Origin of the sequence: Sphingobium sp., from assembly GCF_035511395.1 — a bacterium.
In the GTDB taxonomy this organism is placed as follows: domain Bacteria; phylum Pseudomonadota; class Alphaproteobacteria; order Sphingomonadales; family Sphingomonadaceae; genus Sphingobium.
On the sequence record NZ_DATKFP010000420.1, the window covers coordinates 25,793 to 36,543 of the forward strand.

Here is a 10,751-nt window from a genome sequence, read left to right on the forward strand (position 1 = left end):
CATGCCGGCAGCGTCTGCAATAAAGGTAATGGTGGTCGACGATCAGACGAGCATGCGCGCGATGATCCGCCGCACGCTCCAGGATCTGGGGTTCAAGGATATTCGCGACAAGGCAGGACCGGTCGAGGCGCTGGCCGCGATCAAAGCGGACCGCGTCCATCTGATCATCTCGGACTATAATATGCCCGATATGGATGGGCTCCAGTTTCTGGAGGCGGTGCGCGCCGATCCGGTAATCGGCAAGACGGTGTTCATCATGCTCACCGGTTCGGCCGACAAGGAAGTCGTGCAGAAGGCGGCGGCGCTGGGGGTCAATAACTATGTGGTGAAGCCCTTTGCCCCTGCCGCGCTCAAGGAGAAGATCGAGCGCGTCTTCGGCGAGCTGGCCTGATCCCCATGCGCCGCGTGTCCATCGTCCAGGGCGAATTTCATGTCGTGTCAGAGCCGGATGTCGTCATCACGACGCTGCTCGGATCCTGCGTCGCTGCCTGCTTGCAGGATCCGGTCGCGCGGGTCGGTGGCATGAACCATTTCCTGTTGGGCGAGCCGGGTGCGGATGCGCCGGTCGGTCCAGCGGACATGCAGCGTTACGGCGTGCATGCGATGGAACTGCTGATCAACGCGATGATGCAGCGGGGCGCACAGCGATCGCGTCTGCGCGGTCATCTTTATGGCGGCGCCAATATCATTGCGGGGTTGGGCGGCATCGGCAGCAGCAATGCCGCCTTTGCCCGCAACTTCATGGAAACCGAAGGCATCGCCATCGGACGCTGCGAACTGGGCGGAGTCCAAGCGCGCAAGGTTGAGTATATGCCCTTCGAGGGGCGGGTCCGATCGACCAGCGTCGCCGAAGCACCACCGCTGCCCCGCAAGGTCCGGCATGCGCCGGTGTTGGCTGCGGCGGGTGATGTCGAGCTATTTTGAAGAACCGGGGGAAAGAATGACAAGGTCGGGGGTCATGACCAGGGATATCGCCTTATGTGCCGCATTGGCGCAGGAAATGCGTGTGACGCGCGGACTGGTGGAGGAATTGGCGGCCGTGCTGGTCGCCGATGAGCGGTTTGTCATGGATTATCTGGATCAGCTTCAGGCATTCGACCTGATCGTCCAGCATGTCGATGAAAGCGCGACGTTGCTCGATCGGGTGGCGACAGGGCAGGATCTGGACAGTGCGGTCGACGGCGTTCGACTGGCGGTGGTGCAGCAGCGGCTGCGCAGTGCGCTGGCCTGAAACGGGAAATGCTATCATGAGCAGCGGCGGCGGCGATCCGACCATCATCATTCGCAAGGTCAAGAAGGCAAAGCATGGCGGCCATCATGGCGGCGCCTGGAAAGTCGCCTATGCCGACTTCGTGACGGCGATGATGGCCTTTTTCATGCTGCTGTGGCTGCTTTCCAATCCGGACAAGGCGCAGTTGAAGGGGCTGGCGGACTATTTCTCGCCAGTATCCGCGAAGGATTCGCCCGCCACCACATTGACGTCGCTTCCCGGCTCGCAAGCGGGCCTTGGCGGTCATGCGCGCCATGCGCAGGCGGCCGATAAGGAACCGGTCGGCGAGCCTTCGGCTGAAGCGGGGGTAAAGGGCGCGGCGCGCGGTGGTACGGCAGAAGTGCCGGAGGCTGCCCTCCGCGTTCTGGCGGAAGAGATGCGCCTGTCGATCGAACCGGCGGTCACGCCGGTGGACGCGAAACGCAATGTCGATATCGAACAGAGCCGCGAAGGGCTGCGCATCCATCTGGTGGACAGCGCCAACCGCTCCATGTTTCGCGGCAGTACCGCGCAACTCAACGATTTCGCGCGCGAGATGCTGACGAAAGTCGCGCGCAGGCTGGCCGGGACCAAGGCGCAGATCGCGATCGAAGGGCATACCGACAGCACCGGCGGGCAAAGCGACGCCAACTGGCTGCTGTCCGCCCAACGCGCCTTGGCGGCGCGATCCGCCATGGTCGCCGCCGGACTGACGCCCGACCGCTTCGGCGAGGTGGTGGCGAAGGCGGGAAGCGAGCCGGTCTATCCCGACCGTCCCGATCTGCCGGAAAATCGCCGCATCACCATCGTTGTCATGGCCGAGCCGTCTGCTCTGCCGCGCGATGCCAGTTTCAAATTCTGAACGGGACGGGATGTGATGAAGAAACTGTTGGGAGCACTGCTTGCTCTGCCATTGGGCGTCGGCGTCGGCGGTGCCAGCGCCTATGGCGTCGGGATGTTTTATCCCGATGGTCGACAGGAGCCGGAAAATATAACAGAATTTGTTCCTACCGGTACGATGATGGCTCCGCTAGTCTTTGCGGACGGGCGTTTGGCCGGCTATGTATCCTTTGAAGTCCAGCTTGAGATCTTGAAGGGCGAAGGAGAAAATGTGAAGGCCAGACTTCCTCTGCTGCTCAACGCCGTCAACATGCGCACCTATCGTACGCCCTTGGCGAGTGGCCGTGACGGTTTGATCCCCAACCTCGACACCTTTCGCAAACTGGTGGTCGAAGCGGCCAGGGAAATCTACGGCTCTGATATCGTCCGCAGCGCGGCGGTGACGCAGGCATCGCCGGTCTAGAAAGGAAGATAGGTGGTATTGGTCGAACAATCTGGAAATGGTCCCGATGCGGCGCCTGACCGCTCGCTTGCACCGCGTGAATCCCGCGTCACGACCCTGTTGCTGATCGGCAAGCTGCGGAGCCATCATGGCGAATCGCTTTGCCGCATCCGTAATCTGTCGAGCGGTGGCCTGATGGCTGAAGTGCATGTGCCGCTGACCGAAGGCGATCCGGTGGAGATCGAATTGAAGGCTGGTGACAGGCTGTCCGGTGAGGTTCGGTGGGTCATGGCGGGCCGCATGGGCATTGCCTTCGACAATCCGGTGGAGGTTGGCAACGTGCTTGCCCGCGCCGCGATCCGCAGCAGTGAGCAGGGGCTTGTACGAGCGCCGCGTTTCGCGGCGGAATGCCCAGTCGACCTGCGCGGTGACGGCCGCCGTCATACGGGGCAACTTGTGAACGTGTCACAGGGCGGTGCGCGGCTCCATGTAGACATGGAACTGGAGCAGGATCAGTTGTTGACGCTCAGCGTCCCTGGCCTGCCTGATCGGATGGGGGGCGTACGCTGGGCGCGGGACGCCGCGCTGGGCCTGGCTTTCGTTGAACCGCTGTCCTTCGACGAGTTGGGGATCTGGCTGGCGCAGAGGCGCTTGCGGACATAAGAAAAAGGCCCGGCAAATGTTGCCGAGCCTCCTGCAATGTCTATCCTAGGACGCCGAAACTCTTTACCAGTGATCCTGCGATCAAGGCCCATCCGTCGACAAGCACGAAGAAGATGATCTTCATGGGCAACGATATGGTCGCGGGCGGCAACATCATCATGCCCATGGCCATCAGCACCGCCGCCACCGCCAGATCGATGACCAGAAAGGGCAATAGCAACAGGAAGCCGATTTCGAAGGCCCGGCGCAATTCGGAGATCATGAAAGCAGGCATCAGCGTCGTCATCGGCAGCTCGGCGCGATTGGGAGCGGGCTTGCCGGAAAGCTGCACGAACAGGCCGATATCCTCGTCGCGTACATGTTTCAGCATGAAGCTGTGGAAAGGCTTGCTGGCCCGTTCCAGCGCCTGGGTCTCGCTGATCCGCCCTTCATTATAAGGCACCATCGCCTGTTTCCACGCTGCGTCAAAGGTCGGTCCCATCACGAAGAATGAAAGAAACAGTGCAAGGCTGATGACCACCGGATTGGGCGGAACGCCCTGCACACCCAGGCCGGACCGCAATAGCGAAAGCGCCACGACGATACGGGTGAAGGAAGTGATGGTCATCAGGATGCCGGGCGCGAGGCTCAGCACCGTCAGCATCAATACCATCTGGATCGCGCGACCGGAAAGCGATCCCTCGCCGTTGCCGGGCAAAATGTCCCTGGCCAGCGCGGCCTGCGGCAGGGCAAGCATCAGCGTGGTAGCGGCGATGGCGCCGCCGATCAACAAGCCCTTACGCATGGTCCTTGTCCCCCTCCAGCACCAGCAGTCCCTCCGGCGCGATCAGCAGCATATGTTCGCGCCCGTCCTTGCGGATCAGCGCGACCGAGCGGCGAGGATCGAGCGCCAGTCGTTCGACCAGTTCCATGCGGCGCGGCGCGCCTTGGCGGACCAAGCCGGAGAGAAATGTCTGCGGCAGGCGGATTTCATAGCGGCGCACGATCCAGAGGCCACCCGCAAGGATGCCCAGAACCACCCCCAACGCGCCGATCATGCGCAGCAGCGACAATATATCCATGATCGATCAGCTCTTGCGCTGGATGACGCGAGTGATTTCCAGCGACATATGCTCGCCGTCGACCAATATCTTGCCCTCGGCCACCAGCTCGTTATTTACATAGACGCGTGTGGGATCATTATGATCGCAATCGAGCGGGATCATCGCGCCGCGGCTCATCTTCAGTACCTGGCGGATGGGCAGGTCAGTGGAACCAAGTACGATCGACAGATCGATGGGAATGCCTTCAAGGACCGACATAGGGGTCTCCTTTCAGCTTCGTTATAGGAATAATTTTATAGGATCAGGTCCGGTGCCCGGCAAAAATTGCCTATAAGGAAACTGTCTGCCTCACGCAGTCAGGAGCATAGGAAAATGGACCTGGATTCATCCATCGGCGTGTCGGCCTCCGGCCTTCGCGCCCAGTCGCTGCGGATGCGGGTGATTGCCGAAAATCTGGCAAACTCGGATTCTGTCGCGACCAAGCCGGGGGGCGATCCCTACAGGCGGCGCGTCGCAACCTTCAAGAGCGAGGTCGACCGCGCGACCGGCGCCACCAGCGTTACGGTGAAATCGATCGAGGGCGACAAAAGTCAGTTCCAGCGCGTCTATGAGCCGGGCAATCCGGCCGCCGACGCCAGCGGCTACGTCCAGCGCCCCAATGTCAACAGCCTCATCGAAACCGCCGACATGAAAGCGGCGCAACGATCCTATGAAGCCAATCTCAACGCCATCGAATCCGCACGCGGCATGACCATGCGGACCATCGACCTACTGAAATAAAGGAAAAAATCATGGCAATCGGAGCCCTCGACGCGGCGGCCGCCTATGGCCGCTCGCTCAAAACCCTGGCGCCCACGATCGGCGAAAGCGCTGTCGCGACCGCGCAGAATGCAGGCGGCGGCAACAGCTTTGGATCGATGATCGAGACGATGGTTAGCGATGCCGCCGGATCGCTGCGCACAGCCGAAGCGGAAAGCGCCAAGCAGGTGGCGGGGAAGGGCGACATGATCGATGTCGTCACCGCGATTGGAGCCGCCGAAACGGCGCTGGATACAGTCGTCGCGGTACGGGATCGGGTGGTAAGCGCGTATTCCGAAATCATGCGGATGCAGATTTAGGGCTTCAGTCGATATTTCCCGGCCTGACCTCCCTTCGGGCTGAGCTTCTCGAGGCCTCCTTCTTCTGCTGCCTGGCAAGGCAGGCGCTCAGGACAGGCTTCGACAAGCTCAGGGCGAACTGTTGAGAGGTAGTTTGGGGGTATCGCACCTCACCTCATTACTCGTACCCCTCCCCCGACAAGGAATCCAGCATGGCGCCTGCCGATGCCATAGAAATCGCCCGCGCCGCGCTGATGCTGGTGCTCACCATCGCCGGTCCCATGCTGATCGCGGCGCTGATCGTCGGCGTCGCCATCGGCCTGCTCCAGGCATTGACGCAGGTGCAGGAAATGACGCTGACCTTCGTACCCAAGTTGGTGGTGCTGGGCCTCGTCCTGCTCTTGAGCCTGCCGATGATTGGTCAGGCGCTTTCGGTCTTTATGGACCGCATCGCCGACTCCATCGTTCACGGATAGCGACATGGACCAACTCCCCATCGACGCTGCGACCTTCCTCATCCTCTTCGCGCGGGTAGGGGCGGTGCTGATGCTGCTGCCGGCTTTTTCCGAAGAGTCCGTGCCCGCGCAGGTCCGGCTGGTGACAGCGCTGGGCTTTTCCATCGGCCTCTACGGCCTTCTCAGCCCGAAAATCACGCCCGTCGCCCATTCGGAGTTCGCTTTGCCGATGATCGTCATCGCGGAAATGCTGGTGGGGATCGCCATGGGCATGATCGTCAAGATGCTGTTCAGCGCCGCCTCCATGGCAGGCGCCATCGCCTCCATGCAGGTCGGCCTTGCCTCCGCGCTGGTCGCTGATCCGTCGCTCGGCGGGCAGTCGCCCATGCTGTCGCGTCTCATCGGACTGGCGGCGGTCATCGTTTGCATGGCGATTGGCGTCCACCATTTGTGGATTGCCTCTATCGTCAGCAGCTATACCCTGTTTCCGGTCGGCGGCCTGCCGCCGGCGCAGGATTTCGCGATGCTCGCGGTGCGCGTGCTGGGGCAGGCGACCAGCCTTGGTGTCAGTCTCGCCGCGCCGCTGATCCTCTATGGTGCGATCTTCAACCTGGGACTTGGCCTGGTCGCCCGCGTGGTGCCGACGATCCAGGTCTTTTTCATCACCCAGCCGCTCAATCTGCTGCTTGGCCTGTCGCTGCTGGCGATGGTGGCCGGCACGATGCTGACCGGCTTTGCCACCGCCATGACCGATTTCATGCAAAATGGCTGGAGTTTCTGACCCATGGCCGAGGCTGACAAGGACCAGCGCACGCACGCCCCTACGCAAAAGCGCCTGGAGGATGCCCGCAAGAAGGGCGAAGTCGCCCTCTCGCCGGAAATGCGCCACGCCACGATGATGATCGGCGCAACCATCGTCATCGGATGGGTCGGCAGATCGGCCCTGTTGGGCCTGGGCACATTGCTTACCCGTCTCTGGGGCAGCGCAGAGGATTTCCGGCTCGACAACCATGGCGCTCGCGACCTGACCGCCGGGATCATTAGCCATATCGGGCTCAGTTTCGCGCCGGTAATGGGCGTGTTGTTCGCCTGCGCGCTGGGTACTTTGTTCCTGCAAGGCCGGGTGACGCTGAACTGGTCCCGCGTCTCGCCCAAATGGTCGAAGCTCAATCCGATGTCGGGTTTCAAGCGGCTGCTCGGCAAGAGGGCGCTGGTAGAGTTCGCCAAGACGCTGGCGAAATTCACCGCTATCGCAACCGTCGTCTTTCTGGTGCTGCGCCCGCGTCTGGGCGGTCTGGATCAGCTGGCCGGCTATGCGCCCGGCGCGGTTGGCATGGCGGCCGGCCGCATGGCGTTCGAGGTGATCCGCGCCGTCACCCTGCTGGTCGCGCTGCTGGCGATCGCGGACTTCATCTACCAGAACCGCGCTTTCATCAAAAAGATGCGTATGACGCTTCAGGAGGTGAAGGACGAACATAAGCAGAGCGAGGGCGACCCCAAGATCAAGGCGAAGATCCGCCAGATCCAGATGCAGCGCGCCCGACGCCGGATGATGGCCGCCGTGCCGGAAGCCAGCGTGATTATTACCAACCCCACCCACTATGCCGTTGCGCTGAAATATGACCATGGCGCAATGGCCGCGCCGGTCGTTGTGGCGAAGGGCGTGGATACCGTCGCGCTGCGCATCCGCGAAGTGGCAAAAGACGCCAATGTTCCCATCGTGGAGGCACCGCCTCTCGCCCGCGCGCTCTATGCGTCGGTGGAGATCGACCGGCCCATTCCCATCGACCATTATGCCGCCGTGGCCGAAATCATCGGCTATGTCATGCGGCTCGCCAAGCAGGGGCGTCGTCCGAACTAGGTGCGCAAATTGCCCGAGCTTCGCACCCCGCTTTCCCTCTCCATCATCCTATAAGGACTAAGATGAAGACGCTCACGAGATCGCCGATCCTGACCCTTGCGGCCATCATGGCGGCGCTGGCGCCGGTTCCGGCGCTGGCCGGTCCTACGCCCCGCATCAAGGACATTGTTGATATCCAGAATGTGCGGCCCAACCAGTTGGTCGGTTACGGCTTGGTGGTCGGTCTGCAAGGTACTGGCGACCGCATCCGCAACATCCCCTTCACCGAGGAGACGTTGCAGGCGATGCTGGAGCGTATGGGCGTCAATATTCGCGGCACGCAGATGTTGACGCAGAATGTCGCCGCCGTGTCGGTGACGGCGACCATGCCGCCCTTTGCCCGTGCCGGGTCGACAATCGACGTGCAGGTGTCGGCGCTCGGTGACGCCACCAGCCTTCAGGGCGGCACCCTGCTCGTCTCCTCTCTCCGCGCCCTCGATGGCGAGATTTATGCCGTGGCGCAGGGACCGGTGGCGGTGTCGGGGTTCAAGGCACAGGGCGCCGCTGCGCGGCTCAGCCGCGGCGTGACGACCACCGCCCGGATCGCTGGCGGAGGGATCATCGAGCGGGAAGTGCCCTTTGCGCTCAAATCCGCGACCAGCCTGAAGCTGGCGCTCAAGAATCCTGACTTCACGACGGCAGACCGGATCGCGGGTACCATCAATCGGCAGATACCCGGAACGGCCGAAGTGCTCGATCCGGCAACGGTGGAAATCAAGCCGGCCGGCAATTTCACCGGCTCTGTGGTCGATCTCGTCACCCGTGTCGAGAATATGAACGTGGAAGTCGACCAGCCGGCCCGCATCGTCATCAACGAAGCCGCCGGCACGGTCGTCATGGGCGCCGATGTCCGTATCAGCCCAGTCGCCATCGCGCAGGGCGGCTTGACCATCAGCGTCAGCGAAAATCCGATTGCGTCCCAGCCGGGACCATTTTCCAATGGCGAGACGGTGGCGCTGCCGCGTACCCAGATCACGGCGGATGACGGCAATGGCGCCTCGCTCGCAATGCTTGGCGCGGGAGCCTCGCTTCAGTCGCTGGTGTCAGGGCTGAACGCGCTAGGTGTCAGCCCGCGCGACCTGATCACCATTCTTCAGGCGTTGCGCAGCGCGGGCGCGCTGCAAGCCGAAATTGCGGTACAGTAAGATGACCGATCCAGCCGCTACCACTGCGCCGACATCGCCGACCCTGCCGCGCAACAATGGCAGCGCGACCAAGGTCGCGCGTGAATTTGAAGGTGTGTTCGCCGGTCAGATTGCCAAGATCATGATGGAATCAGCCGAAATGGATGGCGATTTCGCCGGCGGCGCGGGCGAATCCATGTTCCGGGGTATTTTGGCTGAACAGATCGGCAATCAGATCGCGCAAGGTCGTGGTCTTGGCCTGGCCGCTGCGGTGGAGGCCCAGATTATCCGCATGCAGGGAGGACAATAGGATGCCAAACGAAATGATCGACATCATGACCTCCTTAACCGCGCTCATGCAGGAAGAGACGCTCAGGTTGCGCGGGCAGGAGAGGGCGCTGGACCTGTCGCAACTGGCTGGCGCGAAGGCGCGGCTGGTCGGGCGGCTGGAGGAAATGCTGGCGCGCCGCAATCGGCACCATCCCGAATGGGCGGAGCAGATGGATGGTGACACGCGTGACCGCCTGACCGAATGTCTGGCGGACTTGCGCGTCGCCTCCACAGCCAATGCCAGCATATTGGAGCGTCAGATCGATCTGTCGATGGAAATGATGACCGCGATCGCCAATGAAGCCCGGAGACTGGCCGGCAACCGCGCCTATACATATGGAGCGCAGGGCGATTTGGCAAAGATGGACCTGGCGACGCCCATATCCTTCAACACCGAATATTGAGGGAAGGCATGGAAACGGAGAGGGCGCGGCATCAACCGCGCCTTCTCCGTTTCCGGTTGGCTCGCGTCAGGCGGGAAGGTCAAGCGCCAATGCTCGGGCAGTCGCGATGGGCGCAGGACGGCCGAAATAATAGCCTTGGCCAAAGGCGCAATTTAGATCGCGCAGGAACTGCGCCTGTTCGGGCGTCTCGATGCCTTCCGCGGTGACGGGCATCGACAGGCTACGACCCAGATCAACCACGGCCTTCACCAGCTTTCGCCCGGCCTCCCGGTTCAACGACTGGATCAAGGTGCGGTCGATTTTCAGATGATCGATCTCCAGATTGCACAAGCGGCTGAGGCTGGCATAGCCCGTGCCAAAATCGTCCAGGGCAACCCGGATGCCGGTGTTGCGCAGCGAACGGATGGTTTCCTGCGCGCTGGCCAGATTGTGGATCAGTGCGCTTTCCGTGATTTCGACGATCAGCCGCCCCGGCGCGAGCCCTGATGCGAACAGGATCTGGAGAAGCATTACTGCATTGCCGGGATCGCAAAGCTGCGCCGGCGACATGTTGATCGACACGGTGAAATGCGGCGGCCAATCGCGTGCATCCCGACAGATTTGACGCAGCAGCATGAACAGCATGTCGCGGTCCAGCCCCATATCGTCGGCTATCGGCAGAAAGCGATCGGGGCCGATCAGGCCCTGGCGCGGATGATGCCATCGCACCAGCGCCTCGAACCCTTTGGGCCGTCCGCTGTCGAGCAGCACGATAGGCTGGTAATAGGGCAGGATTTCCCCCCGCATCAGGCTGGACCGCAGATCATTTTCCAACTCGGCGCGGTCGCCCAGGTCCGTGAACATGTCGGGGGAGAAGCGACCAATAGTGTCGCCGCCAGCCTGACGCGCGTGGGACAGTGCAATCGAGGCGGCATGAAGCAGATCGTCGGCCGACCGGCTGGTTCCATCTGCCGTTGCAAGGCCGATGGAACAGGTCAGGTGGATGACATGCTGACCCATGTGGATCGGTTCGCCGATGATCTGCTGTACCTGTTGCGCGAAGCTGAGGGCGATGTCCTCTTCTCCCGCAAAGGGCAGCAGGCAGGCAAATTCGTCGGCTGCCAGATGCAGCGCGCGCGCGCCGTTCAACTCCCCGAGCCGGTCACGGGCCACGATGCTCAGCACCGCGTCGCCCTTGGCCGGGCCGCACAGATCGTTGACGAGT

The 10,751-nt window shown here is 62.2% G+C and carries 18 protein-coding genes; 14 read left to right on the forward strand and 4 right to left on the reverse strand.

Translation table 11 applies throughout. The annotated features are described in order from the left end of the window. The first annotated feature begins 1 nt into the window (after nucleotide 1). From VMR39_RS28290 to VMR39_RS28315, 6 genes are read left to right on the forward strand one after another with little or no spacing between them, the layout of a single operon-like run. Nucleotides 2-391 carry a response regulator gene (locus VMR39_RS28290; protein ID WP_179045935.1) on the forward strand — a complete coding sequence of 130 codons (390 nt, stop codon included), beginning with the start codon at nucleotides 2-4 and terminating at the stop codon, nucleotides 389-391. A gap of 5 nt (nucleotides 392-396) precedes the next feature. Continuing rightward, nucleotides 397-924 carry a chemotaxis protein CheD gene (locus VMR39_RS28295; protein WP_325421507.1) on the forward strand — a complete coding sequence of 176 codons (528 nt, stop codon included), beginning with the start codon at nucleotides 397-399 and terminating at the stop codon, nucleotides 922-924. A 34-nt stretch (nucleotides 925-958) separates the two neighbouring features. Further along, entirely contained in the window at nucleotides 959-1,231 is a 273-nt protein-coding gene (locus VMR39_RS28300) for a hypothetical protein (RefSeq protein WP_325421509.1), read from the forward strand. 16 nt (nucleotides 1,232-1,247) lie between these two features. Next, nucleotides 1,248-2,111 (forward strand): flagellar motor protein MotB, encoded by an 864-nt coding sequence (locus VMR39_RS28305; RefSeq protein ID WP_325421511.1) that lies wholly within the window; start codon nucleotides 1,248-1,250, stop codon nucleotides 2,109-2,111. A gap of 15 nt (nucleotides 2,112-2,126) precedes the next feature. After that, nucleotides 2,127-2,552 carry a hypothetical protein gene (locus VMR39_RS28310; protein ID WP_325421513.1) on the forward strand — a complete coding sequence of 142 codons (426 nt, stop codon included), beginning with the start codon at nucleotides 2,127-2,129 and terminating at the stop codon, nucleotides 2,550-2,552. Nucleotides 2,553-2,564: 12 nt separating this feature from the next. Then, nucleotides 2,565-3,194: a PilZ domain-containing protein gene (locus tag VMR39_RS28315; protein WP_325421515.1), complete on the forward strand. Its 630-nt coding sequence runs from the start codon at nucleotides 2,565-2,567 to the stop codon at nucleotides 3,192-3,194. Nucleotides 3,195-3,234: 40 nt separating this feature from the next. Here VMR39_RS28315 and fliP read toward each other — a convergent pair whose 3' ends face one another. From fliP to VMR39_RS28330, 3 genes are read right to left on the reverse strand one after another with little or no spacing between them, the layout of a single operon-like run. After that, complete coding sequence (fliP, locus tag VMR39_RS28320) at nucleotides 3,235-3,978, reverse strand: flagellar type III secretion system pore protein FliP (RefSeq protein ID WP_325421517.1); 744 nt, start codon at nucleotides 3,976-3,978, stop codon at nucleotides 3,235-3,237. Continuing rightward, a complete protein-coding gene (locus VMR39_RS28325; protein ID WP_325421519.1) occupies nucleotides 3,971-4,255 on the reverse strand; it encodes a flagellar biosynthetic protein FliO in 285 nt (94 codons plus the stop codon). Before VMR39_RS28325 ends, fliP begins: the two co-directional genes overlap by 8 nt. A 6-nt stretch (nucleotides 4,256-4,261) precedes the next feature. Then, complete coding sequence (locus VMR39_RS28330) at nucleotides 4,262-4,495, reverse strand: FliM/FliN family flagellar motor switch protein (RefSeq protein WP_066863417.1); 234 nt, start codon at nucleotides 4,493-4,495, stop codon at nucleotides 4,262-4,264. A gap of 114 nt (nucleotides 4,496-4,609) precedes the next feature. Here VMR39_RS28330 and flgC point away from each other — a divergent pair, with 114 nt between their 5' ends. The 8 genes from flgC to VMR39_RS28370 all read left to right on the forward strand — a co-directional run bounded on the left by flgC (nucleotide 4,610) and on the right by VMR39_RS28370 (nucleotide 9,547). Then, nucleotides 4,610-5,017 (forward strand): flagellar basal body rod protein FlgC, encoded by a 408-nt coding sequence (flgC, locus tag VMR39_RS28335; RefSeq protein ID WP_325421521.1) that lies wholly within the window; start codon nucleotides 4,610-4,612, stop codon nucleotides 5,015-5,017. An 11-nt stretch (nucleotides 5,018-5,028) separates the two neighbouring features. Further along, nucleotides 5,029-5,355 (forward strand): flagellar hook-basal body complex protein FliE, encoded by a 327-nt coding sequence (locus tag VMR39_RS28340; RefSeq protein WP_325421523.1) that lies wholly within the window; start codon nucleotides 5,029-5,031, stop codon nucleotides 5,353-5,355. Nucleotides 5,356-5,546: 191 nt separating this feature from the next. Continuing rightward, nucleotides 5,547-5,810 carry a flagellar biosynthetic protein FliQ gene (locus tag VMR39_RS28345; RefSeq protein WP_325421525.1) on the forward strand — a complete coding sequence of 88 codons (264 nt, stop codon included), beginning with the start codon at nucleotides 5,547-5,549 and terminating at the stop codon, nucleotides 5,808-5,810. A 4-nt stretch (nucleotides 5,811-5,814) separates the two neighbouring features. Next, the gene (gene fliR, locus VMR39_RS28350) at nucleotides 5,815-6,570 is read left to right on the forward strand and encodes a flagellar biosynthetic protein FliR (RefSeq protein ID WP_325421527.1); all 756 of its coding nucleotides are present in this window, start codon (nucleotides 5,815-5,817) and stop codon (nucleotides 6,568-6,570) included. Between the two features lie 3 nt (nucleotides 6,571-6,573). Continuing rightward, the gene (gene flhB, locus VMR39_RS28355) at nucleotides 6,574-7,650 is read left to right on the forward strand and encodes a flagellar biosynthesis protein FlhB (protein ID WP_325421529.1); all 1,077 of its coding nucleotides are present in this window, start codon (nucleotides 6,574-6,576) and stop codon (nucleotides 7,648-7,650) included. 107 nt (nucleotides 7,651-7,757) lie between these two features. Then, on the forward strand, nucleotides 7,758-8,834 hold the full coding sequence (locus tag VMR39_RS28360) for a flagellar basal body P-ring protein FlgI (RefSeq protein WP_325421539.1): 1,077 nt from the start codon (nucleotides 7,758-7,760) through the stop codon (nucleotides 8,832-8,834). A 1-nt stretch (nucleotide 8,835) separates the two neighbouring features. Then, on the forward strand, nucleotides 8,836-9,123 hold the full coding sequence (locus VMR39_RS28365; RefSeq protein ID WP_325421531.1) for a rod-binding protein: 288 nt from the start codon (nucleotides 8,836-8,838) through the stop codon (nucleotides 9,121-9,123). Between the two features lies 1 nt (nucleotide 9,124). Beyond that, the gene (locus tag VMR39_RS28370) at nucleotides 9,125-9,547 is read left to right on the forward strand and encodes a flagellar biosynthesis protein FlgN (RefSeq protein ID WP_325421533.1); all 423 of its coding nucleotides are present in this window, start codon (nucleotides 9,125-9,127) and stop codon (nucleotides 9,545-9,547) included. A 66-nt stretch (nucleotides 9,548-9,613) separates the two neighbouring features. Here the strand turns inward: VMR39_RS28370 and VMR39_RS28375 are convergent. Continuing rightward, nucleotides 9,614-10,751: bifunctional diguanylate cyclase/phosphodiesterase (locus VMR39_RS28375; RefSeq protein WP_325421535.1), on the reverse strand; the 1,138-nt coding region annotated here is incomplete at its 5' end.

Coding starts and splice junctions, on each gene's coding strand:
- flhB (WP_325421529.1), top strand. CDS start 6,574: ATGGCCGAGGCTGACAAGGACCAGCGCACGCACGCCCCTACGCAAAAG.
- VMR39_RS28310 (WP_325421513.1), top strand. CDS start 2,127: ATGAAGAAACTGTTGGGAGCACTGCTTGCTCTGCCATTGGGCGTCGGC.
- VMR39_RS28365 (WP_325421531.1), top strand. CDS start 8,836: ATGACCGATCCAGCCGCTACCACTGCGCCGACATCGCCGACCCTGCCG.
- VMR39_RS28300 (WP_325421509.1), top strand. CDS start 959: ATGACCAGGGATATCGCCTTATGTGCCGCATTGGCGCAGGAAATGCGT.
- fliP (WP_325421517.1), bottom strand. CDS start 3,978: ATGCGTAAGGGCTTGTTGATCGGCGGCGCCATCGCCGCTACCACGCTG.
- VMR39_RS28325 (WP_325421519.1), bottom strand. CDS start 4,255: ATGGATATATTGTCGCTGCTGCGCATGATCGGCGCGTTGGGGGTGGTT.
- VMR39_RS28340 (WP_325421523.1), top strand. CDS start 5,029: ATGGCAATCGGAGCCCTCGACGCGGCGGCCGCCTATGGCCGCTCGCTC.
- VMR39_RS28360 (WP_325421539.1), top strand. CDS start 7,758: ATGGCGGCGCTGGCGCCGGTTCCGGCGCTGGCCGGTCCTACGCCCCGC.
- VMR39_RS28330 (WP_066863417.1), bottom strand. CDS start 4,495: ATGTCGGTCCTTGAAGGCATTCCCATCGATCTGTCGATCGTACTTGGT.
- VMR39_RS28295 (WP_325421507.1), top strand. CDS start 397: ATGCGCCGCGTGTCCATCGTCCAGGGCGAATTTCATGTCGTGTCAGAG.
- VMR39_RS28370 (WP_325421533.1), top strand. CDS start 9,125: ATGCCAAACGAAATGATCGACATCATGACCTCCTTAACCGCGCTCATG.
- flgC (WP_325421521.1), top strand. CDS start 4,610: ATGGACCTGGATTCATCCATCGGCGTGTCGGCCTCCGGCCTTCGCGCC.
- VMR39_RS28290 (WP_179045935.1), top strand. CDS start 2: ATGCCGGCAGCGTCTGCAATAAAGGTAATGGTGGTCGACGATCAGACG.
- fliR (WP_325421527.1), top strand. CDS start 5,815: ATGGACCAACTCCCCATCGACGCTGCGACCTTCCTCATCCTCTTCGCG.
- VMR39_RS28345 (WP_325421525.1), top strand. CDS start 5,547: ATGGCGCCTGCCGATGCCATAGAAATCGCCCGCGCCGCGCTGATGCTG.
- VMR39_RS28305 (WP_325421511.1), top strand. CDS start 1,248: ATGAGCAGCGGCGGCGGCGATCCGACCATCATCATTCGCAAGGTCAAG.